General features: G+C 56.0%; 16 protein-coding genes. 9 read left to right on the top strand and 7 right to left on the bottom strand.

The genetic code is table 11. The features are described 5' to 3' along the window. Positions 1 to 13: 13 nt before the first annotated feature. The gene (locus tag FO268_RS11305) at positions 14 to 1,927 is read right to left on the bottom strand and encodes an alpha/beta fold hydrolase (protein ID WP_150992976.1); all 1,914 of its coding nucleotides are present in this window, start codon (positions 1,925 to 1,927) and stop codon (positions 14 to 16) included. A 372-nt stretch (positions 1,928 to 2,299) separates the two neighbouring features. Here FO268_RS11305 and FO268_RS11310 point away from each other — a divergent pair, with 372 nt between their 5' ends. The 6 genes from FO268_RS11310 to FO268_RS11335 all read left to right on the top strand — a co-directional run bounded on the left by FO268_RS11310 (position 2,300) and on the right by FO268_RS11335 (position 9,288). Then, on the top strand, positions 2,300 to 3,088 hold the full coding sequence (locus FO268_RS11310) for a PIG-L deacetylase family protein (protein ID WP_150992978.1): 789 nt from the start codon (positions 2,300 to 2,302) through the stop codon (positions 3,086 to 3,088). Between the two features lie 68 nt (positions 3,089 to 3,156). Next, a complete protein-coding gene (locus FO268_RS11315) occupies positions 3,157 to 5,484 on the top strand; it encodes an HAD family hydrolase (protein ID WP_150992980.1) in 2,328 nt (775 codons plus the stop codon). A gap of 1 nt (position 5,485) precedes the next feature. Continuing rightward, the gene (locus tag FO268_RS11320; protein ID WP_202336611.1) at positions 5,486 to 6,730 is read left to right on the top strand and encodes a hypothetical protein; all 1,245 of its coding nucleotides are present in this window, start codon (positions 5,486 to 5,488) and stop codon (positions 6,728 to 6,730) included. After that, positions 6,720 to 7,634: a glycosyltransferase family 2 protein gene (locus FO268_RS11325; RefSeq protein WP_150992982.1), complete on the top strand. Its 915-nt coding sequence runs from the start codon at positions 6,720 to 6,722 to the stop codon at positions 7,632 to 7,634. The genes FO268_RS11320 and FO268_RS11325 overlap by 11 nt, the downstream gene beginning before the upstream one ends. After that, entirely contained in the window at positions 7,631 to 8,221 is a 591-nt protein-coding gene (locus FO268_RS11330) for an SAM-dependent methyltransferase (protein ID WP_150992984.1), read from the top strand. Before FO268_RS11325 ends, FO268_RS11330 begins: the two co-directional genes overlap by 4 nt. A 5-nt stretch (positions 8,222 to 8,226) precedes the next feature. Then, positions 8,227 to 9,288 carry an acyl-CoA/acyl-ACP dehydrogenase gene (locus tag FO268_RS11335; protein WP_150992986.1) on the top strand — a complete coding sequence of 354 codons (1,062 nt, stop codon included), beginning with the start codon at positions 8,227 to 8,229 and terminating at the stop codon, positions 9,286 to 9,288. Here FO268_RS11335 and FO268_RS11340 read toward each other — a convergent pair. Genes FO268_RS11340 through FO268_RS11350 form a run of 3 tightly spaced genes read right to left on the bottom strand, consistent with a single transcriptional unit; the run spans position 9,261 to position 12,121 of the window. Beyond that, positions 9,261 to 10,565, bottom strand: a complete 1,305-nt coding sequence (locus FO268_RS11340; RefSeq protein WP_150992988.1) for a TRAP transporter large permease — start codon at positions 10,563 to 10,565, stop codon at positions 9,261 to 9,263. The two genes, FO268_RS11335 and FO268_RS11340, sit on opposite strands and share 28 nt — an antisense overlap. 4 nt (positions 10,566 to 10,569) lie before the next feature. Further along, the gene (locus FO268_RS11345; protein ID WP_150992990.1) at positions 10,570 to 11,109 is read right to left on the bottom strand and encodes a TRAP transporter small permease; all 540 of its coding nucleotides are present in this window, start codon (positions 11,107 to 11,109) and stop codon (positions 10,570 to 10,572) included. Between the two features lie 37 nt (positions 11,110 to 11,146). After that, positions 11,147 to 12,121 (bottom strand): TRAP transporter substrate-binding protein, encoded by a 975-nt coding sequence (locus FO268_RS11350; protein WP_191966948.1) that lies wholly within the window; start codon positions 12,119 to 12,121, stop codon positions 11,147 to 11,149. 375 nt (positions 12,122 to 12,496) lie between these two features. Between FO268_RS11350 and FO268_RS11355 the strand changes: the two genes are divergently transcribed. Next, positions 12,497 to 13,315, top strand: coding sequence for an SDR family NAD(P)-dependent oxidoreductase (locus FO268_RS11355; RefSeq protein WP_150992994.1), 819 nt, complete (start codon positions 12,497 to 12,499; stop codon positions 13,313 to 13,315). A 44-nt stretch (positions 13,316 to 13,359) separates the two neighbouring features. Further along, complete coding sequence (locus FO268_RS11360; RefSeq protein WP_150992996.1) at positions 13,360 to 14,406, top strand: Gfo/Idh/MocA family protein; 1,047 nt, start codon at positions 13,360 to 13,362, stop codon at positions 14,404 to 14,406. A 125-nt stretch (positions 14,407 to 14,531) separates the two neighbouring features. Here FO268_RS11360 and FO268_RS11365 read toward each other — a convergent pair whose 3' ends face one another. Both FO268_RS11365 and FO268_RS11370 read right to left on the bottom strand, forming a co-directional pair. After that, a complete protein-coding gene (locus tag FO268_RS11365) occupies positions 14,532 to 16,214 on the bottom strand; it encodes a class I SAM-dependent methyltransferase (RefSeq protein ID WP_150992998.1) in 1,683 nt (560 codons plus the stop codon). A gap of 22 nt (positions 16,215 to 16,236) precedes the next feature. Continuing rightward, a complete protein-coding gene (locus FO268_RS11370) occupies positions 16,237 to 16,728 on the bottom strand; it encodes a very short patch repair endonuclease (RefSeq protein ID WP_150993000.1) in 492 nt (163 codons plus the stop codon). Between the two features lie 73 nt (positions 16,729 to 16,801). On the opposite strand from FO268_RS11370, the gene FO268_RS11375 reads away from it, so the two are divergent. After that, positions 16,802 to 18,388, top strand: coding sequence for a DNA cytosine methyltransferase (locus FO268_RS11375; protein ID WP_150993002.1), 1,587 nt, complete (start codon positions 16,802 to 16,804; stop codon positions 18,386 to 18,388). A 100-nt stretch (positions 18,389 to 18,488) separates the two neighbouring features. Here FO268_RS11375 and FO268_RS11380 read toward each other — a convergent pair whose 3' ends face one another. Beyond that, positions 18,489 to 23,624 (bottom strand): FtsK/SpoIIIE domain-containing protein, encoded by a 5,136-nt coding sequence (locus tag FO268_RS11380; RefSeq protein WP_225316630.1) that lies wholly within the window; start codon positions 23,622 to 23,624, stop codon positions 18,489 to 18,491. Between the last annotated feature and the right edge of the window lie 8 nt (positions 23,625 to 23,632).

The raw sequence follows: 23,632 nt of genomic DNA on the forward strand, positions 1-23,632 counted from the left end.
GCTTGCCTCTGAGCTACAGCTGCCCCTCCAGCAAGGGTAACTGCACGGAGCCCTCCAAGTTCACATACGGAATCAGAGCGTCTCTTGACCAGCTGGCCGGGTATTGCGGGTGGAATCCATAGACCAACAGCGCCAACTCATCACCAGCCTTCAGTGCTTCAGCCACCCCTACCAGCTCGACAATCTGCTGATCCTGCAAACCACGTACAGGCTTGATCTGATCGTCAATCAGATGCCACCGGCTTTCGCCTTCTGCGCGCTTACCCAAGCCTACAAACACGATGGAATCGCAGCCCGGAGCATAGGGATCGGTCTCCTCGCCGCACGAGGCACGGCCGGTCAGGTCTGAAATGGTCAACCGGGCGGTGGGAATACCACCCAGTATTGCACCGGCTTCCCCTGCACGCCCAAGTGGCAGTGCCGCCGGCGGCTGCGGGGCGGCTGCCACGGCTTCATAACCATTAGCTACCGGCAGCTCGGTGGCCACCATGCGTTCCACCGCGTAGTCGCCCTCCAGAGTACCTCCCTCAAGGTCTGGGGCTGGAAATGACTCAACCGGTACCGTTATGGACTCTCCGGTATCCAGAGAAAGACAGACCTCTGAGTCGGTGCCGTCAAAATACCGGGGCAGCGGCTCACCGTGCAAATGATGCCGCAGCCAGTCCAAGGTGGCATCGGCGATCGAAGTATTACCGCAGCCAAATTCACCAGCCCCTCCCTGGAAACCGGGCACCTCAAGCAACCCGGCCGTCGGGTCCAGATATTCCCCCGGCTGGAGCTCATCCGGTGCTTCCACAGGCAGGATATGTCCGCTCTGATGGGTCAGCAGACGAACGTCACCGCCACGGGATTTCAGGCATTCAAAATTGCGCCAGGCTTCGTTGAAGTTGAACAGGGTGTCCTTCATGCCCTGAGTCAGCAGCACATCAACCTCGGGGTAAGGCGTCGGCTGGACATCGAACGCCGGCGGATTGATCTGGTAACTCAAAAGGTCCGTGTCGTCAGAGACGGATACAGGCTCTCCACTGCACCGATAAGCCGGGCTGTGATAATAGAAAAAATCCAGCCCCTCTTCGGGAAAGTGGTTCAGCGTTGCTCCCTGGGCTAGAATTTCGCGGATAATCGGGTCCAGCCCGTCATTACCATTGCCGGTCGAGCCGACTTCACCTCCGGCCACAAGCACCAGGTCCCATCCGGTCTTGATTACGTTGCCCGGGTTAAGGCTATAGCGCAGGTCGTACCAGGTGATATCCGGCACAAGGGCGTCAAGTCTCTGTTGCGGATCCTGGCCGTGCAACAGAAGCTGAAACCCGCCTCCGTAGCTTCCGCCAATAGAACCAACCACCAGGTTCGGGTTCAGTTCCTTCGGAAGCGAGGGTTCATTGCGGTACTGAAGGTACTCAAGGTTGTCCTCAGCCCAGTCCAGAATCTGTACCAGATCCTGCCCCTCAAACTCGGGGTCCATTACCCGTACCGTACCGGTGCTTTCCCCGAAGCCCCGTTGGTCAATTGAAATGACGACGAATCCTGATTCACGGTAGTTTGCGAAGCCTTCCGTGGAACGGGCGCCGCCGAAGCCATGACCATGTAACACCAACGGGTGGCCCGTCGCGCAGTTGATGCCGCCCATGGGTTCGAGCACCTGGAAAACGATCACTTCACCGCTGGCGGATTGCAACTCAACAGCGTAGCTGCGCGCGCCTTCAGTGAGAGTGCCTTCCGTGCATGAGACCGGTTCGACACACCTGGGAGAGGCACCTCTGCCGGGGTTATCACAAGCTTGCTCCGGGGCGGAGTTGGCACTTGCGGTGGCCTGATCTGATTCCGATTCCTCGGAACCACTACCACCACACCCTGCAACAAACAGAGTTAGGAAAAACGCAATCAGGCGCCAGCGACAGGGGCCTGCTCGGAAGGGATAAGGCATGGGTTGTTCTCCTTGTTATTGGGTCTATGCAATTCAAGGAAAACGACGTAATGAGACGAGAATCTGTTCCAAATTGACCACGAACAGGCCTGAAAAGACATAAAAGGCAGTGATTAAGTGCGAACAGCCATGCCATAAAGAAGCGCTGTGCGGCAGGAATTGGGTTAATTAAGCATTCGTAATGCCCTGCTCCGCTTTTTCTCTTACAAGAGCTACGGAAACTCACGTACGTGCTGGTACGCAGCCTTTATGAACGTGTCCGATTGTTAATCCCGTTCAAGGGAGGGTTAATATCCAATAGCTAATTAACTTATGTGATTCTTGAAAGGTTTAGCGCCAGCGTATGGTTCTGCAAGAAGGGAGGAAGCGTCAATGGAACGGATTGCATACGCACAGCAGAGGAACCAGCTTACTCGTCATGCCACTCTGGCGCTGGCCAGATCCCACAGCCACGGCGAGGCTATTCCCTTTACGTCATTGGGGCCCATCCTCATTGCCTCTCCCCACCCAGATGATGAAACCCTAGGCTGCGGCGGGTTGATCGCGCGCTGCGCTATGTTGGGCAGCTCCATCACCGTGCTTGCAATGACCAATGGAGAGGCCTCCCATCCGGGCGACCGTGCCTGGCAGGAAAAGCTCGGCGACATACGAAAAAACGAACAATACAGCGCATTGAAGGCCCTTGGCCTGGCAGAGCCTGATGTTGTCTCCCTGGGGCTTCCGGACGGCGGGCTGGAACGGCTTGGCAAGGAGCAGTGTGAGCTGATCGAGGCCCGAATTTGGGAGGTGATGCAGGCCCGGGGAATCCGCACGGTTTTTGTGCCAGCGGTCGACGACTGCCATTCCGACCACCGCATGACGGCAAGACTGCTGGCTGCGGTGGCACTAAAGCGCCCTGTCGATCATTTTTTCAGTTACCAGATCTGGCCTCCAGAAGAACGCTCCCCCTGGGTCGTGGCCAGTGAGGACGAATATCTCAATGACATTGCGGACCTGGTCAACCTTAAGCGTGATGCCCTGTATCAGCATCGCTCGCAATTGAACGCCATTGATCCGGCGCACAGCGAGGGCTTCAAGATGCCCGAGGCATTGCTCGAGGCCAAGCTGAAGAACCAGGAATCGTTCGCCCGGATCCGGGATATCGCCGAATGGAGTCAGTAAATTCTCAGCACCAATAATATGAACCACTCATGGGCAATCGGCCCCTCTCGACGAAAGGAGTCTGACGAATGGGAATGCCCCAGACGGGTACCGAATACGACGGAGCGCTCGACCACAAGGTATTGAACAGGGCCTGGCCCCGGGACGGGCGCCATAGGAGTGAACCAGCACCCAACGGCGTGATCATGCACATTGCGCTTCAGGGGTGCCTGAAGGCCGGCCCCATTCCCTACGGCCTGACCGCCGATACCGGGGGCCATATCCGGTATCTTCTGGAGCTCGTAGAAGCGCTCGCCCGGCGCCCTGAAGTCTCGCATCAGATTATTGTTACCCGTGCGTTCGACGCGCCCCACCTGGGTGACGAATACCGGCGCCTTGAAGAGCAGCTCAGCCCGGAGGTCACCCTTTGGCGCTGCCAGGGGGCAACATCGGATTATTTACCGAAGGAAGCCCTGTGGCGAGAGGTGCCGCAGATGGTGGATTCGCTGATGGAGCGGATGAGACAGCAAGGCGTACGCCCGGCTCTGATCCACGCCCATTACGCCGATGCCGGCGTCATGGCGATGCGCTTAAAGAGCGCTCTCGGAATCCCTTACGTTTTTACGGCACATTCCCTTGGAGCCACCAAAGCACAGCACATGCCAAGCCGGGGCGGCGCCAACAAAGAGCTGAGACGCAGGCGGCGACTGGAAGAGGTTGCATTGAAAGGGGCTGATAGCGTCATTGCCAGTTCGGAACACGAAGCCAGGTTCCAGTATGGCCTGTACCTTCATCATAACCTTCGTAAAACCCGGGTTAACCCGCCGGGATGCGACCTGGAGGCTTTCAGCGCACCGGCTCCGGCAGAGGTCTGCCGACAGGTCGATGCCGAACTGCAACGCTTCCTGCGTCGCCCCCACCTGCCCTGCCTCCTCGCCATCGCGCGGCCGGTGGAAAAGAAAAACTTATGCGCGCTGGTCAAAGCTTACGGCGAAAACCCCAGGCTCCGCGAACAGGCCAACCTGGTGATCTATGCCGGCACTCGTAAAGACATCGACAGCGGGGAAGCGGAATCGCGCCAGGTCTGGAACCAACTGCTCCGATTGATTGACAAGTACGACCTGTATGGGGACGTCGCCTATCCCAAACACCATGACTTGTCGCACGTTCCGGCGATCTACCAGTGGGCTGCCCAGCGCCACGGGGTCTTTGTAAATCCGGCGCTCAATGAGCCCTTTGGCCTTACCCTGCTGGAAGCGGCAGCGGCTGGGCTACCTGTGGTTGCGACCCAGGAAGGCGGACCGGTCGACATCGTTCGCCGGTGTCAGCACGGGCTGCTGGTGCCACCCACCGACACTCAGGCCATAGCCGATGCCTGCCACCACCTGCTTGAGGACGACCTGGCGTGGAAGCGCCTTAGCGCCCGGGGCCGCAGAAACGTCAACTTCTACAGCTGGACGCGCCACGCCCGCCAGTACGTGGAGAATAACGGGTTTTCTCCCCCCCAAACTCCCTCAAACGTTCGGAAAACCACAAGCTTCAACCAATTGCTTGCCACCGATATGGACGGCACTTTACTGGGCCACCATCACGGACTGGCACAGTTGAAAAGCTGGATCCACCGCAATCGCCAATGCCTGTTCGTTATCGCCACTGGCCGGTCAGTACACGATGCGCTCTGTGAGCTGGACAGCTGGGGCGCCCCGCGGCCCGATGTCCTGATCGCGGATGTGGGGTCCTCGGTGTACGAGTTTGACCCTCGTGGCGCGCCCCGGCTGGTGGAAGACTGGCACCCGATGCTTCAGGAAGGCTGGCAACGGGCACAATGCCAGCGGTTGCTTGACGCGCACTGGGCTCTGGTTCCCCAGGGACGCCCTGCGCAGTCAACGTACAAGCTGAGCTACTTCATCAGCGAACGCCTTCTTGCAAAATCAGGGCTGGATACCTGGTCACTGGTAAAAGAACTCGAGCAGGCCCTTTCAGCGGCGGGCCTTTCAGCCCGAGTGGTTTGCTCTCACGGCAACCTGCTTGATGTGCTTCCCTCTAAGGGAGGTAAAGCCCGGGCAGTGAACTTCCTTCGCAGGAAGTACGGTATCGAACCTTCCCGTGTCGTGAGCGCCGGAGATTCAGGTAACGATCTTGACCTCCTGCGCAACGCTGCCTTCGGCATTGCCGTTGCAAACCATACGGCGGAACTGGCCCCCCTGCGCGGTCGCAGCAATATTTACTGGGCCCGGGCTGAGAGCGCAGCGGGCATCCTGGAAGGCCTGTATTACCGTAACCGTATTTTCGAGTCCCAGCCCGGAGCTGAGCTGGCGGAGCCCCTGCAAGGCCACCCTGCTCATGCTTACACACAACATCCTCCGTCCGGAGCTTCGTTAAAGGATGGGCCAACAGAAATAGAAGCAGGAGCCTGACATGTCTTCACTGCAAACTTTGGCGAACGACACCGAGCTCTCCAGGCGACCGGTGGGATACTTCGTGCACCACCACGGACATGGCCATGCGAAACGCTGTCTGGCAATCGCACAGGAAATGCACCCGCGCCCGGTCACCATTTTCTGCGCCAAACCGGAAATATTCCGCGATCTCCCCGATAACGCCGAGGTGGTGCAGCTACCGGACTTCCATGGCAAACAGGCGCGGTCCGAACAGCTGCATAAGGAACCCGCCTGCCTGGCCCTGGATTGCGCACCGGTGGGGGTGTCGGCAATCCGTGGCAGCGGAGGCATCATCGCTTCCTGGCTGGCGCGCGAAGACCCGGTGCTTTTCATTGTCGATGTGTCGGCAGAGCTGGCGTTGCTCGGCCGTATCTGCAGCGTCCCTGTGGTGAAGATCCGTATGCACGGGGATCGTGAAGACGCCGCCCATCAGGCTGCCTACTCTGCCTGCGCCGCCATGTTGGCACCGTATAGCGAGGTACTGGAACAACAGGACTGGCCAGAACACTTCCGCAAGCGCACTTTCTATACCGGGGGGCTGATCGATACGCGCAAACCGGTTCCAGACAAGGCCGCCGCCCGAAAACAGCTGGGGCTGCCAGAGGATCAGCAGATATTCGTAGCGGTAGCCGGTAACGGAGGGGTTGGCGTTCCCATAGCCCCCGTTACCCTCGCCGCTCGTGCTTATCCGGATGCGCTCTGGCTAACAGTGGGTAAAACGGTGCGGTACGGCCACGAGACAGACTTTGCGAATCTGTTAGACATCGGCTGGGTCGACAATGTCGCTGACTACCTCGCTGCTGCGGATGTGGTCATAGCCACCCCCGGCGATACGCTGACCCATGAAATTGCCCGGGTGGGCCGCCCCCTTATTTGCATTCCTGAGTGGTGTTATTACGACGAACAGGCGTGCAAGGCCGAGGCTTTAGCCGCTCATAATCTGGCCGTCTACTCCCCCAGGTGGCCGGCCAGCTTCGCCCAGTGGCGCGCCCTGGTGGACAGGGCCTATCAGTGCGATGTCGCAGCCCAGCGCGAGTTGGTCGATAACCAGGCAGCGAAACGCGCAGCCGAATGCCTCGAAGGGTTGATCCAGAACCTGTGGCAGACAAGTGCGCCGGATGAGCTGATCGGGGAACGGTACACCGGGAAATATCAGTCCGTACCCGCCTCGGTGGCGCTTCCTGAGAGCCAGGTTGAGGAACCGCTTCCCGATGCCGACTGACCGCTCTTCCAAAGTCCGGGACCGTTCAGAACCCAGGGCGAGCGTACTGACCCTGGTGCGTGGTCGCCAGGCACATCTTGATGCGCTTGTAGAGGGGCTGACCCGCCAGACCCGACAGGACTTCGAACTGGTCGTAGCCAGCATGCAACCGGAGCCCCCTCATATTTCGGAGCGTGTGCCTTTTCCAGTGACCGTGGTAGAGGTACCCGGCGCGAGACTGCCGCTGGCCGCCGCACGAAATGCCGCGGCCGCAAACGCCCGGGCGGAGCGACTCATATTTCTGGATGTGGACTGCATCCCGTCGCCCACCCTTGTGGAAAAGTTCGTCGAGCAACTGGACGCCTCGGGGCGCTGCCTCCTCGGCGAAGTACGGTACCTGCCCGGAACCCTCACACGCGCCCAGATAGCCAGTGCCGCGTTCAGCGAGTTGGTGACGCATGCCAGACAGCATCCCGCGCGCCCGAATGTGCCGGGAGAAGGCTGGATTGATGAGCCCGAGCCGCGTGCCCTGTGGGGATTGTCCTTTGCACTGACTCGCCGGCAATACCAGACCGCCGGCGGCATGGATGAGAGCTACCTTGGCTATGGCGGCGAAGAAACCGATTTCGCCGAACAGCTTGCAGCCGCAGGCATCCGTCTGGGGTGGTGCGGAAATGCCCTCGCCCTTCATCAGCACCATACCGTTCACACGCCACCGCTGGACAAATTCGATGACATTCTCGGCAATGCCCTTCGCTTTTATCGTAAATGGGGGAGCTGGTGCATGGAGTACTGGCTGGAGTATTTCGTCGCCCATGGCCTGATTAAATGGGCCCCGACAGCAACCGATATCCAGATACTTCGCCGGCCCACACACGATGAGATACAGGCCTGCCGCCAACCTCCGGAGGTGGCTTTTGCATGAGCTCCGATGAACGTCAGCACCACCCCGACACCTCGCCGGCGTTTTTTGAACGTCTCTATCAGAGTTCGGAAGATCCCTGGAACTTCCGCCACTCCACCTACGAACGGGAACGTTACGCGGCTATCTGTCATAGCCTCGCCGACAGGGAATATCGTTCCGCTTTTGAGCCCGGGTGCGCCATTGGTGAGCTTACCGCCATGCTGGCACCGCTTTGTCACTCTCTGGAGGCTATCGATTTCTCCGCCTCGGCCGTGGAAACGGCAAGGCACCGATGCCAGGACTACCGCCACGTCGATATCCACAAGGGCGCGCTGCCAGAAGACATACCAGCCGGCCCTCTCGACCTGATTGTCTTCTCTGAAATTGGCTATTATTTCACGCCCGAAGCTCTGGAATCCCTGATTATCCAACTCTGGTCCATACTGGAACCAGGCGGGCGCCTGGTCGCCTGCCACTGGCTAGGGCATTCTGACGACCACCAGCTCCATGGTTCGAAGGTTCATAACATTCTGGGCCGTGTTCTCGGGGCCCCTGAGGGCCCGAAAACCGTTAACGATGGATACACCCTGCAACGCTGGAGCAAGTGAGAATAATGAGCATGGACAACCAAGCGTTCGCGCAATGCCTGTCTGCCCTACCGGAAAACCCTACGGCGACCGATTACCGGGGCGCCGCCAGTGCCCTCCTGCCGTACATCGAGGCTAACGTGCCACCCATGGGCGAAGGCCAAAGCCTCAGCCGGCTGCGCTTTCTGACCGGCGTAGCGCACCGTGACCTTGGGCTGGCCCGCCTCATCGAAGGCCACCTGGATGCGACGCAGATACTGCGTGAAGCAGGATGCCCGGCAGAAAGCGGCAAGCTTTACGGCATCTGGGCCTCCGGCGGGCCAGCAGACACAACCGACATGACGGGGGGCGCAGAAGGCGAACACGGAAGCGCCCGCCTGACGGGCGCCAAACCCTTTTGCAGCGGCTCCGATATTGTCGACCGGGCGTTAATCTACGTGTACCCGGCCGAACAACTGCTAGATGTGGATATGCGAGGGGCCGGTTCGCGGGAGCGCCTGAGGTTCGAGGCCGGCGAATGGCGATCAGCCGCGTTTGCGGAAACCCATACCTGGACCGTCAGGTTCGAGGACTTCCCGGTGACCGAGGAAAACCATGTGGGCGGCCCCCAATGGTATTTCCATCGCCCCGGTTTTTGCCTCGGGGCGCTCGCGCCCGCAGCGTGCTGGGCAGGTGGCGCCATGGGGCTGGTGGACGCCGTACGTCAGCGAAAGCTGAAAGACGGCCATGCCCGGGCACACCTCGGCGCTATGGTTTCTTCGGTCTGCAGTATGAACGCGATGCTTCGATGGGGGGCGGACCAGATTGATGCCGATCCGAATAACACGTCAGGAACCCTGTTTCCCTCGGCGCTGCTGGTCCGCCACCATATTGAACGTGCCTGCACGGAGACCCTGGATCGTTTCGGCCGCACACTCGGCCCGCGCCCTTTCGCGTTTGAAGAGGCCAATGCCCGCCGCATCGCCGAACTCACGCTGTATATCCGTCAATGTCATGCCGAGCGCGATCTGGAGGAAGTGGGGGGTTATCTAGAGAAACATCCGCAATTCTGCTCGAGCTCTCAATTCCCCATTTTACCAGGCAAATAGGTGACAATTTCCGGGAAAATAGTGATCAAAAACACCCCTGCCAGCAGTAACAGGAAATAAGGCAACGCGGCCAGCGCAATCCGGACAATGTTGTCTCCCGTAAGCCCCTGGATCACAAACAGGTTGAACCCCACCGGGGGCGTTATCTGGCTCATTTCCACCACGATTACCAGGTAGATCCCAAACCACATCAGATCGATTCCGGCAGCCTGCACCATCGGCAATATCACCGAGGTCGTCAGCACCACAACAGAAATACCATCAAGAAAGCAGCCCAGGAGAATGAAAAATACCGTCAGTGCCAGAAGCAGCATGTAAGGCGACAATGCCAGGGTATTGATCCAGGTTGCGAGGTTCCGGGGAATGCCGGTAAAACCCATGGCGACAGTCAGAAAGTGGGCGCCCACGAGAATGAAAGCGATCATGGTGGAGGTTTTCACCGTGCCCATCAGGGCTTCCACACACTTGGCCCGGCTCAGGGAACCGCCACGCCAGGACAGCAGGTGCGCCAGGGCAACACCGACCGCAGCCGATTCGGTTGGTGATGCCAGACCGCCATAGATAGAACCGATGATACCTACAATCAGCAACACCACGGGTATCAGTGGCTTGCTGCGGCTAAACTTCTCTGCCAACGGTAAAGATTCTTCTTCATCAACTGGCACGCCAGCGGGATTCATCTTGGCCCAGATGCCCACGTAACCAGCGAACATCACCATCAGTAGTAAACCCGGCAGAATGCCCGCTACGAATAACCTGGCAATGGACTGCTCGGTGGCAACGCCGTAAACGATCAGAATTATCGAAGGAGGAATCAGGAGACCAAGGGTCGCTGATCCGGCAAGGGTACCGAGGATCTGTTTGCGATCGTAACCGCGCTGGGTGAGTTCCGGTACTGACATCTTCCCGATGGTTGCCGCGGTCGCCGCTGAAGAACCGGAAATCGCAGCGAAGATACCACAGCCAATGATATTGGTATGAAGCAGGCGGCCCGGGATACGGCCTACCCAGGGGGCAATACCGTTGAACATTTCTTCAGAGAGCCGGGACCGAAAAAGCACCTCGCCCATCCAGATAAACATGGGAAGCGCCGCCAGTTCCCAGGAGGCGCTGGCACCGTAGAAAGAGTTCGCAAGGCTATCGCCTATCGGAATATTGCTCAGAAAATGCAGTGCCACCAGACCGGTTGCTGTCAGCGCAAAAGCAACCCAAAGCCCTGCTCCGAGCAGAATCAGGAGTCCCACCAGGAGCGCCAGGCTCATCCAGATCATATCCATGGCATTACTCCAGAGGGGCTTCTTCTTGGATATGGGTAATACGTCCGGTTATCAGCCCGATCAACACATCAAGCAGCGCGACCAGCAGCCATATGAGTCCGAGTACCATAACTGCCTGCGGAAACCAGAGGGGAACCGGAACCATGCCAATGGAGAGATCACCAAAGTCATAGCTGTCATAGGCCAACAGCACACTGTACCAGGTGGCGTATGCAGTGATCGCCAAAGCGATGAGCGTCACCAGAAGGTCCAGGGCCTTCTGCATACTCGCCGGAAGTGCTCTGTGCAGAAGGTCAACCCGGATATGCCCGCCCACCATCAGGGTGTAGGCCAGCCCGGTGAACGTGGCCCCAAGCAACAGAAAACCCGCGAGTTCGGCCAAACCCGGGATCTGCAGGCCCAGGGAATTCATACCCAGGGCCTTCAGACCATTGTCGAGAATTCGTCCGGACACCTGCAGCACTACCATGATCATGATAGCCGCCAGTTGCAGCGCCGAGATGTACCCGCCGAAGCGATACAGAGAGTCCAGAAACCTGCGCATGAATATGCTCCGGGTTTGCTTTCTGATTATTCAGGGACTAGCGCTCGCTATAAGCTTCCAGAAGAGCCTTGCCATCTTCGCCGGCACGTTCCAGCCACTCCTTTTCCATCGTCTCTCCGACCTCTTTGAGGCGCTCTACCAGTGCGTCGCTGGGCTCGGACACAACAATGCCGTTCTCTTCCATAATTTTGATCTTGGCGTCAGTTTCAGCCTTGCTGGCCTCCCAACCCCGCTTCTCCGCATCAGCAGCGGCCGATTCAATCGCTTTGCGCGTAGACTCAGGAAGCGCATCAAAAGTCTTGGCATTCACGACAACCATATTCTTCGGCAACCACAGTTGAGCGTGGTTGAAGTGGCTAAGGTAATCCCAGGCCCTGGTATTGGCGCCGGTAGACGGGGACGTAATCATGGCGTCGACCCGGCCGGTACTGAACGCAACCGGAATATCCGGCACCTCGACCTGCGTCGGTACGGCATCGAACAGTTCCGCCAGGCGTTCGCTGGACTTGTTATAGGCGCGCATCTTTACCCCCTGGAGTTCGTCACCGGTTTCCACCGGGAACTCCGTATAAATACCCTGCGGCGGCCAGGGCACTGCGAACAGGATTTTCAGACGCTGGCGCTCAAGACGCTCTGCCAGCATATCCCGGGATGCCTGCCAAAGCTCCCAGGCTTCATCGTAATTACTCGCCAGATAGGGAACCGAATCCGCTTCGAACAGAGGATCCTCATTGGCCAGCCGCGACATGATCAACTCGCCGATGGGTACAAGGCCACGGCGAACAGAGTTCTTTATTTCAGGATGTTTGATCAGGGAGCCGTTGCTGTGAACCGTAATGTTGAGCTCACCATCGGTGGCTTCTTTTACGTCTTCAGCAAACTCGCGAATGTTGACGGTGTGGAAGTTGGAATCACCGTAAGGCGTTGGCATATCCCAATTCGTCTCGGCCTGGGCGTTTCCGATCACCGCAGAAAGCAAGAGAGCAGCCAGGTACTTCGTGTTTATCTTCATGTTTCCTCCTTGTGCCACCGGAACAAACGGATCCGGGTCACTCATTCATGGTTGTTGTTGTAGGTCTCTTGAAGAATAGCAGGTGTTCCATTCGGGCCCTACCCTTGCTCATACTCCCGAACGAGTTCTTTAAGGAAATATAGACCAGCGGAGCTCAAGAAGCAGCGACCGGCTCCGGAAGTTTCTTCAGGAAAGCTTAATAGTTAATCGGCTGGCCACCATTCAGAATGATACCCTGAGTCTATGCAAAGCGATTGAAGGTAAACCAATGAAAGACACACACATTACCAGGCACGGCAACTCTACCCTGGTTACGTTCAACAGTCAGGGCAAGCCGTTGGAATGGGACTCCCTCGGTGACCAGGTGATGATGCTATGACAAAACTAGCCCTGGTAACCGGCGCCAGCGCCGGCATTGGCTTTGAAGCCTGCGCGCTCTTTGCCCGGAAAGGCTACAGGGTGATCGCCCTGTCCCGAGAGCCGACTGGCGTTGAGTCCGCTGCTCTGGAACTGGCGCTGGACCTTGAATCCTTTGAGCAGATCGAAGGCCTTGCCGACACGTTGGACACGGAAATTGCAGCAGCCGCGCGAGTTATTCTGGTCAACAACTCCGGTTACGGGCAATTCGGCGCGCTTCGCGACCTGTCCGAATCCATGTGGCAAAAGCAGTTCAGCACCCACGTATTCGGCCCCATCAAGCTGGCCGCCGTCTGCCTGAGGCTCTGCGAGCAACACGGCACACCCTTGCGGGTTATCGCCGTAAGCTCCGTTCTCTCCATCGCTCCGCAGAAAATGAAAGGCGCATACTGTGCCGCCAAATCTGCGATGAACACGGCCCATGAAAGCTTTTGGTTTGATGAACAGGGCAGCAAAAGCCTGGAAAGTGTCTCGCTGGTGCTTCCAGGACCCGTGGTGACCCGGTTCAGAGAACATGCCCTGGCCGCTTTGCAGCCCGTACTTGGGCGAGCGAGCGCCGTGCACCGGGAAAAGTACCAAGCCATGGAAGCAGCACTCGCGCCAGGCGCCAGAATAAAGCCCTTTACAGCCAGTGCATCGGACGTTGCCGAAAAGATATACCGGGCTGCAGAAGCGGCAAGACCCAAGCCAAGATACCTGGTTACACCACAGACCTATGCTGCCGAATTTGTCACCCGGTTTATTCCCCGCTCGATCCAGCGCATCCTCTTCAGCTAGTGTTATCACATTCTCAAAGCCAATCCTGTTCAAGGAGACCCAACATGGAAAATCGCAAAGTCCGCTGGGGAATCATCGGTACCGCCGAAATTGCCACCAAGGTCGTGGCGGGAATGCATGATGCAGAGAATGCAGATGTCGTCGCCATCGCAAGCCGTTCCCTGGACCGGGCACAGGCCTGGGCAAACGAGCCCAATGTACCGCAGGCGTTCGGCTCCTACGATGAGCTTCTGGCCGATGAGAGTATCGACGCCGTTTACATCCCGGTCCCCACTGCCCTTCGCAACGAATGGATCAAGAAGGCCGCCCGCGCCGGGAAGCACGTTTACGCCGAGAAACCGCTTGCCGACGGCATTGAAGAAGCCATCGACGTCTGCAGAGAAAACGGCGTCCAATTCATGGACGGAACCATGTGGCTGCACAGCACCCGCACGCACGACATTGAGAAGCGCATTGCCAACGGCGACATTGGCGCAGTACGGCGGGTGACGAGTGCCTTCACCTTCAAAGCCCCTTCCAGGGAATGGTACGAAGGCGGCAATGGCCGAACTGACAAGTCTCGCGAACCCATGGGCTGCTTTGGTGACCAAGGCTGGTACCCGATCAGCGCCACACTGTGGAGCTTCAATTACGAACTGCCTGAACGCGTCCAGATGACGTTCGTCTCCAAAAACTCCATCGACACCATCGTCGCCTGCGGTGGCACCCTCTGGTTCTCTGACGGCCGAATGGCAACCTTCGATGCAGGCTGCGAACTCGCGCATCGCTCCCAGTTGGAAACGGTTGGCGACGCAGGCCTTATACGAATCGATGACCTGGTTGGTGGCCAGGGTAGAAGCGGGAATTTCGCTGCGTACGGTGAACGCTACACTGGCAGCTCGCGCTACATACTGGGGGATGCCGATGGCAAAGATACAGAGCAACAGGTAGAGCCCTGTGACCACGTTGTGAAGCTGGTCGAGAAGTTCTCCAACATCATTCTGACTGGCGAGTTAGACGCTCAATGGCCCAAGCGCAGCCTGGCCTGTCATCGGGTGATGTCGGCGCTGTTCGAGTCGGCGGAGTCCGGCGGCGCCGTTGTCTCATTGTAAAAGTTCTCAAGCCCCGCCGTGCTGGCGGCGGGCCTTTTTCACCCGTTGGGCCTGGCAAATTCCTGCTGTTCAAGCATAAGGTTTGCTTTCATCTTTACCTGAAAGCCCTTTACCACTCCTCTGATTTACAGGCCCAACCATTCTGCCAGCTGAAGATTGGTTTTCAGTCTCAATCGCTGCTGAAGCATCCCCTCAAAAACGCCCTCCAAGGTTCGTTCCTGCCCCAGCAATGGTAGCGAGGCCTCAGCCTCTGAGAAGAACTGCTCTTCGCGAGACGTACCAGTGATGGCCTGCTCCCACCAGTTCACTACTCGAGGGTGCGCCTCTTTGAGCAGCAAGTCCCCGGGCAGCTTTTCGGACTTCGCAGCATTCGCCGTATGGGTCGCTGGCATCAGATTCCAGAGATCGTTGTTGTTCCATCGTGACCATGGAAAACAGTGGTCGACGTCAAACCGCTTCGCTTTAAGCTTTTGGGCTGTCCATACGCACTCGACCCGACCAGTCTCAAGCTGCTGGTTAATCATTTGACGGACAGCTGACGTATCGCGCCGACCCTCAACCCATTGCAAACCACGATGATAATCATCCATGCGATAACGCAGGTCCCAGCTACTCATCAAATCAATCCATTCATTTACAATCGCGGGCTCAATCCAGCACGCATAGCGACTAAACGCATCCCAGAGAAATGAAGGAACGCGAAAGGTACCGAACCTGGAAAGCGTTGCTTTGTCCAAACGAACGGGTGCCTTCTTGATGGTCATCCTGGCCGAACCGCCCTCGAAGATTGGACGGTTACTGCCAGGCCAGGTCGTGAAATGTGCGGGATTCTTGAGGATGGTCGAGCAAGCATCCCGGACAGCGCGCAGGACTACCGGAGCAACATCCGCCGACAGCGACATACCCACTCTGAAATCCAGAGGCGTGAAACTCTGCAGCTTGAAGAAATCCTCTGTGGCAAAGCCATAGCCACGGCTACCTGGCGCTTGCCTCAGCTGATGCCGGAGAACCAGAGGGTGATAAAGCATAATCCAGAACAGCCCGACCGCACCAAGCGGAATATCCACCCAGTCATCGGTCCGTTTAAGCGCCAGGCCGGGCGCGCCGTCAGCAATCCGGACGAGGGTTCGCAGCAAACCCAACTTGTAAGTTGAGGACTTATTGTCATTAACGATGATGTGGCGAACCGTTGGCAATGCGCCTGTGCCATCGTCCGCCAACCGAAAAGCCAGAGTCTCCCAGGAAACCTCATTCCTCTGGAGCTCATCCTTCTTGCGCCCAACCGGCAACGGAAGCGGGATCAGTGCCCGGCGTTTGGCAAAACCCTCCAGCTCTTCCCTACTGACATCGTAAAAGAGTCGTTCGCCATCACCGGGCCCGTGCCGAAGCGTAATCACCAGCATTCCACCGGGCGCCAGAAGCTCAGTCAGAATTCGAAAAGCGCGTTCACGAGCAGATGGTGGGATATGCATCCAGACAGCGGAAACAAGAATAAGGTCGAAGCGATAGCTCAGCTTCCGGATCTTACCAAGATCCGGTAATTGATCGTCTACCCAGTGAATGCTCTGATTGCGAGTAGCACCCTGCCCCAACTCTCGCAAGCCAACTGCCGGCTCTACCGCGACAACATCCCAGCCCCTCGCTGCAAGGGCACTGGAATCGCGACCGCTGCCTGCGCCGACATCCAGAGCCAAGCCTGTCTTTTGGTCCAACTGGGTCAACCAGTGGCTGTGGACCTGCTCAAAGCTCAGGGATAGGTACTGAGCGAAGAAGGTTTGAGCATTGCGGTTGTATGGGACGATTGTCATTTGCAGCCCTTCACTCCGGGTTTCATAATATATTTGTTAGCTCATCACCAATCTCTTGGGTTGTGCCATCAGGAATAAAAAGGGAGCGTTCTTCGCTTGTTAACCATCTCGATATGCTTTCGATCACTCCATTCAAGTGCTCTTCATTTGCACCTTTTATTGCACACTCCCAGAGCATGCATACACGCCACCCCATCCTCTTCAGTTCAAACAATTTTTTCTGATCACGGCGAATATTACCCTCGATTTTGTTCCTCCAGAACTCAGGCCTTGTCTTGGGCCATTTGAACAATCGGCATTGATGTCCATGCCAGAAACACCCGTTGATCAAAACCACCGCTTGATGTTTCGGTAGAACTATATCTGGCGAGCCGGGTAGATCTTTACGATGTAGCCTGAATCGATACCCTCGAGCGTGCAGTCTCTGTCTGATAACGATCTCTGGCTTCGTGTTCTTTCCCCTGATGCCAGACATCATTCTTGAGCGAGTTTTCGAATCGACTGTATCGGTCATACTGCAATTGAGGCCTGGAAAAATAAGTGTTACCTGGTATGCTAGCTGCCAACATGATCTTGGCGAAGCATCAATGACTGACACTATCAAAATAATCGACCTTTTTGCTGGCCCTGGTGGTCTTGGTGAGGGATTTTCTGCATTTCAAGCTGATAACGGCGCCTTCCCTTTCAAAATAGTCGCCTCCATAGAAAAAGAGGAAAGTGCCCACAAAACGCTCACGCTCAGGGCATTCTTCCGTCAATTTCGCGGCCAAGAAGTTCCAGATGCCTATTACGAATATCTGAGCTCCAATGGAAAAGTGAGTGCTGAAGAATTTTTCTCCAGGAAATGTCCGGACAAGTGGGCAGCGGCAAAACAAGAGACGTTAGGCGGCCCAAAGGCTCTGGGTAGCGAGGATCACGAGGAGATATTTTCTGAAATTGAGCGTGCCATCGAGGGTCACAACGGGCCTAAACTTGTGATTGGAGGCCCGCCGTGCCAAGCCTACTCGCTTGTCGGCCGTGCTCGAAACAAAGGAATCAAAGGTTATACCGCAGAAAAGGATGATCGCCATTTCCTCTATCAAGAATACCTGAAGGTTCTGGATTTGGTGCAGCCAGACATTTTCGTCATGGAAAATGTCAAAGGGCTCCTGACGGCCAAGGTAAACGGTGAGTCAATCTTCGAGAAAATCCGGGGCGACCTCCATTGCCCCACTCGAGCGCTTAACAGCAATAGAGAACAGGTTGAATATGAACTACTCCCCTTGGCCTGTCCTCTGGAAGACCTAGGTGGATTGGGACATTTCCGAAACAGTGATTTTGTCATTCGCGCAGAAGACTTCGGCATACCTCAGGCTCGACACCGTGTAATTTTGATGGGTGTTCGCAAAGATTTGAGAAAAAGCAATATTGAGGGAGAATTACTCGCGAGGTGGAGGACTGACAGACACGTCACCCCGGGGGAAATTCTCGCAGATTTGCCGAAGCTTCGAAGCGGCTTAACAAAGCGCAAGCCAAATGATTTCAAGTCGTGGCTAGATAATTTATCCGGCGGTTTTTCTAAAGTGTATAGTGCTCTACATAAATCAAAGGAGGCCCAGGAAAGGGCTTGGCGTGCGCTAACGCCACCACCTGAAGATCCCGGTCAAGGAGGAAGATTTGTCCCTTTCCCGAGCAGCCGCGCGACACGAATGCCTGTCTGGCTAAAAGACTGGTATAAAGATAAAGCAATGGCGGGCGTTATAAACCACCAGGCAAGGAACCACATGGCGGAAGACCTTCATAGATACCTATTCGCAAGTTGCCATGCCTCTGTAAATAACGGCGCGTCACCACGCGCAGCGGACTACCCGGAAACCCTCGCGCCGGCGCACAAGAACTGGAAAAGCGGCAATTTTGTAGATAGATTCAAAGTTCAAGCTGAGAACCGTGTGGCCAGTACCGTTACCAGCCACATATCGAAGGATGGACATTATTTTATTCATTACGACCCATCGCAGTGCAGAAGCTTAACTGTGCGCGAAGCAGCCAGGATTCAGACTTTCCCTGACAATTACTTTTTTGAGGGTAACCGCACCCAGCAGTATGTGCAGGTTGGTAATGCTGTGCCTCCATTGCTAGCAAGGTATATCGCAGAAGTGGTGTTCTACGTCCTGAATTCAGCTTCCAAGGGATAACGATATCGTCTATCACGACCCGGTGCAGTTCCAAAGCGAGACTAGCTTCCCACCTCAGGTTTACTAAGGAAACTTCTGTCATGTGCGCTATCCCATCAAGTCAGATTTTTGCGCACTGAACCCGGGTCAATACACCACTTTCCTTAAAGAATGCGTCGCCCTTTCCAGTCAGAGATTCTGCGCCGGGGTCATCCATGATGACACGGCTTTCGGTCGCACTTTTGACCCGCAAGGCGAGCTGCGCCGGAAGGTTGGACCTTAAATTTGTACTTATAACCGAAGCATCAGGCTTCTGAGTGGCAATAATGACATGAATTCCAGCGGCACGGGCTTTTTGGGCAAGGCGCTTCAAGTGTCCTTCGATTGTTTTTTTCGCTTCCGGCTCAGATGTCAGGTCAGCATACTCATCGAGAACAATTACCCACCTCGCTATGCGCTCGCCCTCAGAAACTTGGGCATTGTAATCCCCGAGTGACCTCACCTTACAATTCTTGAATATCGCATAACGGGCCTGCATCTCCTCGACGGCGCGAGCAAGAATTTCGATGGCATCCTCTTCGTCCCAGCCAATCTCTCCATCGAGATGCTGAGACTCCGAGAGGTGTTCAAGTTCCGTCCCCTTCGGGTCGATTAGCTGCAACCGCACTTCCTCCGGTGAATAGTGCTCGGTAATACCGGAAAGAATTGTGTTGAGAGCCTCTGACTTACCACTGCCAGTAGTGCCACCGATTAGAAGATGCGGTGAGTTAGAGGAAGTAAAATCTACTTCAACTACGTTCCCGAAGCGATCCTCTCCCAACGGTACCTTCAGGCCGAACGCCGGGCGTCCCCAGCGGGACCAGAGATCCGAGGCAACGATAAAATACCGGTCCTCGTCCGTCTTGGGCACATCAATAGTCACGTAGCCCTTATCAATGTCGAACCGCATGTCCTGAGAGGCATCCAACTCCAAGGCAAGCTTCAAGGCATCATGCTGCGCAGTCAGTTTACTTGGTGGCACACCCTTGCCCGGTCGAACCCTGAAGAGAATCGATGCAGGGCCCTCTATGGCGTGTTCAACACCTGGCGCAGTCTTACCCACACTGATGCCATACTGGCCGAACGTGTCCAGTATTATCTGATACCGACGATCAAGCTCCGACTTGCCAAGATGACCTCGACTTCCACTGACACTGATTTCTTCTTCCGCGTGCACAGGTTCGCACTCACTAACGCCGGCTTCGCGGGCATCCTCTTCGGAACGGGACCCGGGAGATGCCAAAACTTCGTCCGCATTCTTCCCTTCCTCCTCCTGCTCGGGGGGAGGCGGTGGCATTTTTACGTCCTCACTTGCCGGTTGGGGCTTACCCAGGTGGCCCACCAGTTTCGAAAAGTGAGGGTCGGCAGGCCGATCAAGCAGGGCGCTTCCCCCAGTCTGAATGATCTGCACCCGGGGGTCTGCATCGTACGCCTCTATGGTCGCGTCTCTGGGGTGCGAGTATTCACAAATGGAATAGAGGCCAGCGACTCTCACTGATGCAAAGTCGCCTTCGCGAAAGCGGCTTCTTATTTCCTCCGACACCCTCGATCGCTGCTGCGTTTGATCTGACCTTACCTCTGGTGGAATAAAGACCGCATCTTCACTAACGGTATCCACTGCGGAGAGAATTGTATCTCTCCATAGCTCTCCATCCATCGGATCCTGCTCGCCATCCTGTGGGAATACGGCATCGAACATTTGCAGGGTTTTACGTACCTGTTCCGCCCCGTGTGCATCATAGCCTGAACGTCTCAACTTGCTTTCGAGGACGAGAAGGTCCACAGAAAGACCATCATCTCGGAGGCTTACGGCCAGTCTTATCATGTCTGCACGCATCGAATTTGCCGAAGTAAACCATTCCGGATGTTCATCAAGCGATATCCAAGCGATCAAACCATCATCACCTACTGAGGTGGGCATATTGTGGTCGGCTACCTGCCTCGCAACGCTCAACCCGAGAATTTCTTCGGTGACGCGGGATATACCCAACGCGTCGAGGGTCAGTCTCGGGGAAATCTGTCTGGCCTCATCGTAAATTTTTTGGGCGAGCTGCTGCGCCTGTTTTTCCGCCATTTCCTCTCGCCCAATTGAAGTAGCAATTCGCTTCAGCTTCCTGGTCAACCGATCTATAACGAACTGCTTTCCGGCATTGGAAGACACGATAAGCGTGAACAACCCACCTGGGCCAACGCCGTCCCGTAGGGAAAGGACCTCTGGCCGCGTTTCGAGGCTTTCGATCTGCTTTCTCGTGATGTGTCGCTCAACTGTTATGACCCAGTGCGAGCGTTTGTGAAGCACTCCGAAAAAACGAGCCGTATTATGGAAATTGATCCGAATATCTATGAAGTCAGTCGCCTCGGGGCGGTCCGCAGCGACAGGGTTTCTCCGTTCGTGCCTAACCGCAAGGGTGGACCAGTCAGAAAGCGCAGTGTCGGGCATCTTCGGTCTCAGCGACACCCAGAGTGCAGAGGAGCCGGCCCCAGAGGCGATATAGGTCGGATCGTCAAGAAGAGGATCGAACTTCCCAAGAGACGCAGTCTCGTCCTCAGTCTTGGCATCCGTGCTAATGTTGTCGTCCAGAAATTGAGGAACAATTGCCAGATCGCAGACCAATGATCCCAGCGCCGCATCAGCATCTTGCTTGACCTTTTCAAGATCGTGCAGATTCAGCTGAACGGGCGGGAAAAGCGCTCCTTGACCCGCCAGGCGGTTGTCAGTGTCCACCAGTTCGAACTTGCGTGCTGCGTCGTCCCAGCAGTCCTTCGGGGCGACGAGTTCAATAGTCATTGCGAGGTGCTTGAACTCACCTTTCCGTACACCTTGGACTATGTCCGCTGGGAGAGCACTAGCGCCGCCTGTGACTACGAGAACTGTGAGGCCGTCAGCCTTGTAGGGATGAGCATGGAGGTATGCCGTTATCTGTCGGACGATCTCAGCAACAAGACTTGCGTGTATTCTATCACCAGACGCAGTACCGCCGGATGAGGCGGCCCTATGAAAATTCTCGGTCCAGCCTCGCTCTCCGGCGGCGAAAAGTAGATCCCCTTTTTCGGCGGTGTGTATCGAAGGTTGTTGGTGCGGAGAAAGGCCTTGGATCCAGTCCAGGTAAAGACTCTCATTCTGTTGGTTCAGCTTCAGAGAACCTTCGATTGCGTCAATCGCAAGCTGCGATGACTTCGCAAGATAAGCTGCAATCCACCTGAGTTTGAGCGGGTGGGACTGGAGCATTAGCACACGGTTGCCATCAAAGCCCTGAACGCAGCCTGCGTTTAGAAACTCAATCATGCCGTCTGGGGCATCACCCTCTGGCACAAATGATTTGCGGGCATCGGCAAGAATAGCAGACCATTCGTCAAACACGTCATTCATTAGTTCCGACGAAAGACCGTCCTTTTCAGCCTCAGCTCTGAACCTCGAACTTACCGCCACCAGCCGGTCGATTACAGGATGCTTCAATACTTCCGTCCTGATCGGTCGCGCCGTTCCGTTCTGAAAAGGTAACAGACGATGTGCCACTTCCATAACCCACGCTTCTCCCGTCCGGTTTGACGGAGCATGAAGTTCAGCGGTCACATCACCCCTGTCTTCTCCACAGACAGAAATCCAGAATAGCGCAAGATAAGGAAGATCTTCAGGTAGCCACTCAATGGCCACTTCGCTATCGAGCTCCTTTCCATCTCTCGCGTCGACCAGAACGAACTCGAGAGAAATGGGAAGCCAGGATATTCCCTCATCTTCTTCCAATGAACTGGTGTCGGGAACCTCGACTTCGGGATCAATTTCCTCCTTGAGAGGAGGAACCGGGACCTGTTTAGTCAGGCGATCATCGACATCCAAGAAGACGGAACCCAGCCCATCAGCCAAGGAACTGCATATCTGAACCAATGATCTCCCATAGAGAAATGCAAACAGGCCAAGGGTCGGCGCATGCTGATCAGAGGTACTGCCTCCCGCACGCAGCTCAATCCTAAACTCGCCTTCCTCGAAATCGTTGCGCGCCCTAAAGTCTGTCACCACCTGCGAAAGTTTGACCAGTGGGTTCTGAACTCGCTCTACAGCCGGCGAAGCAAGTTTTTCAACCATGCGTAGCGTCTGTTTCGAAAGAACATCCTTCAATGGCAATGCACTTGAATCGGCAGGCTCACTTTCAAGGAACTTCCGGGCGTCTTCTGCTGACCGGTTATTCAACCCGGTCTCCACAGCAAGCTCATTGAACTCTAGCCTCCTCCCAGGCGTAATATCGACAATTTCCTCTGCCACTCTTTGACCGAGAGGTAGACCCTTAACATCTTTGTTGAAAACTTGCTCGAAGATCCTGTATGGAATCCGCTCCCTCTTTTTACGGGATGGACCGAGACAGTACTCAGAGCATTCCTCACGCCAGAAGGCTTGCGTGGCGGAGTCATATTGCTCTTCGCTTTCGTCCACAAACTTAGTTCGACTGCAATCTTTCGCAGTTTTTTCCGCGTCAAGATCCAATGAGGGCGAGGCTGCCAATTCAGATCTTAAAAGGTTCAGAGAAAGGCGGCGAGCCACACGACCGGTACTCTGACGCCATTGTTCATCCGGGAACATGTCTAGATTCACGAGGCATCTTCCGACTAATGCGTTCGTCTCTTCAGGTGAATAGATACCAGGGCCTGAAACCACTTCCTCGGCTGCAGCGAGAACAAACCCCGCAAACTTCCTCACGGGGAGAGTCATGCCCGCCATGCGGAGTTCTCGAAGAACCTCTACAAGTCGATTCCGGAGAAGTTCATTGCCTTCAGGGTTGGAAGAGCCAGCGTAACGGAGAGCCTGCCTGACCATTTCCTCGGGGACCAAGAACTCCCCATCCTCATCGAACGTACCGTCCAGGAAGTTCACATCTCTCAGCGTAAAGAGATTTTTGAGCCCCTGCTCATCGCTTTCCACTTTTGTCTCAATGTAGACGAGCCCGTGTTCATTGTTGTTACGGTAGTACGTGATGGAGTGTTCAGGGTCAGCCTTGAACTCTTGTGGAAACTCCTCATGGGAGTCGCTGGCGACCAAAAGCCTGACGCGCTCCAGGCCCCTCTCAGCGCTGCGAAGCTGCCACACACGCAGGAACTCCAACGCCTCACTTCTCATAAGGTTCTTCAATCTGAACGAGTTGCGATCAGAACCATCATTCGAGGAGAAGCTACGAGCAACAATCTCGAAGGCCGTGCCGGCAATAATCTTTTCAATTTCACTCATTTCAAGAT

This window comes from Marinobacter denitrificans, assembly GCF_008795955.1.
Classification (GTDB): domain Bacteria; phylum Pseudomonadota; class Gammaproteobacteria; order Pseudomonadales; family Oleiphilaceae; genus Marinobacter; species Marinobacter denitrificans.

What these genes read in the sequence shown, in the direction of transcription:
- FO268_RS11305 (WP_150992976.1), bottom strand. Translation starts at nt 1,927, where the DNA reads ATGCCTTATCCCTTCCGAGCAGGCCCCTGTCGCTGGCGCCTGATTGCG.
- FO268_RS11310 (WP_150992978.1), top strand. Translation starts at nt 2,300, where the DNA reads ATGGAACGGATTGCATACGCACAGCAGAGGAACCAGCTTACTCGTCAT.
- FO268_RS11315 (WP_150992980.1), top strand. Translation starts at nt 3,157, where the DNA reads ATGGGAATGCCCCAGACGGGTACCGAATACGACGGAGCGCTCGACCAC.
- FO268_RS11320 (WP_202336611.1), top strand. Translation starts at nt 5,486, where the DNA reads ATGTCTTCACTGCAAACTTTGGCGAACGACACCGAGCTCTCCAGGCGA.
- FO268_RS11325 (WP_150992982.1), top strand. Translation starts at nt 6,720, where the DNA reads ATGCCGACTGACCGCTCTTCCAAAGTCCGGGACCGTTCAGAACCCAGG.
- FO268_RS11330 (WP_150992984.1), top strand. Translation starts at nt 7,631, where the DNA reads ATGAGCTCCGATGAACGTCAGCACCACCCCGACACCTCGCCGGCGTTT.
- FO268_RS11335 (WP_150992986.1), top strand. Translation starts at nt 8,227, where the DNA reads ATGAGCATGGACAACCAAGCGTTCGCGCAATGCCTGTCTGCCCTACCG.
- FO268_RS11340 (WP_150992988.1), bottom strand. Translation starts at nt 10,565, where the DNA reads ATGGATATGATCTGGATGAGCCTGGCGCTCCTGGTGGGACTCCTGATT.
- FO268_RS11345 (WP_150992990.1), bottom strand. Translation starts at nt 11,109, where the DNA reads ATGCGCAGGTTTCTGGACTCTCTGTATCGCTTCGGCGGGTACATCTCG.
- FO268_RS11350 (WP_191966948.1), bottom strand. Translation starts at nt 12,121, where the DNA reads ATGAAGATAAACACGAAGTACCTGGCTGCTCTCTTGCTTTCTGCGGTG.
- FO268_RS11355 (WP_150992994.1), top strand. Translation starts at nt 12,497, where the DNA reads ATGACAAAACTAGCCCTGGTAACCGGCGCCAGCGCCGGCATTGGCTTT.
- FO268_RS11360 (WP_150992996.1), top strand. Translation starts at nt 13,360, where the DNA reads ATGGAAAATCGCAAAGTCCGCTGGGGAATCATCGGTACCGCCGAAATT.
- FO268_RS11365 (WP_150992998.1), bottom strand. Translation starts at nt 16,214, where the DNA reads ATGACAATCGTCCCATACAACCGCAATGCTCAAACCTTCTTCGCTCAG.
- FO268_RS11370 (WP_150993000.1), bottom strand. Translation starts at nt 16,728, where the DNA reads ATGACCGATACAGTCGATTCGAAAACTCGCTCAAGAATGATGTCTGGC.
- FO268_RS11375 (WP_150993002.1), top strand. Translation starts at nt 16,802, where the DNA reads ATGACTGACACTATCAAAATAATCGACCTTTTTGCTGGCCCTGGTGGT.
- FO268_RS11380 (WP_225316630.1), bottom strand. Translation starts at nt 23,624, where the DNA reads ATGAGTGAAATTGAAAAGATTATTGCCGGCACGGCCTTCGAGATTGTT.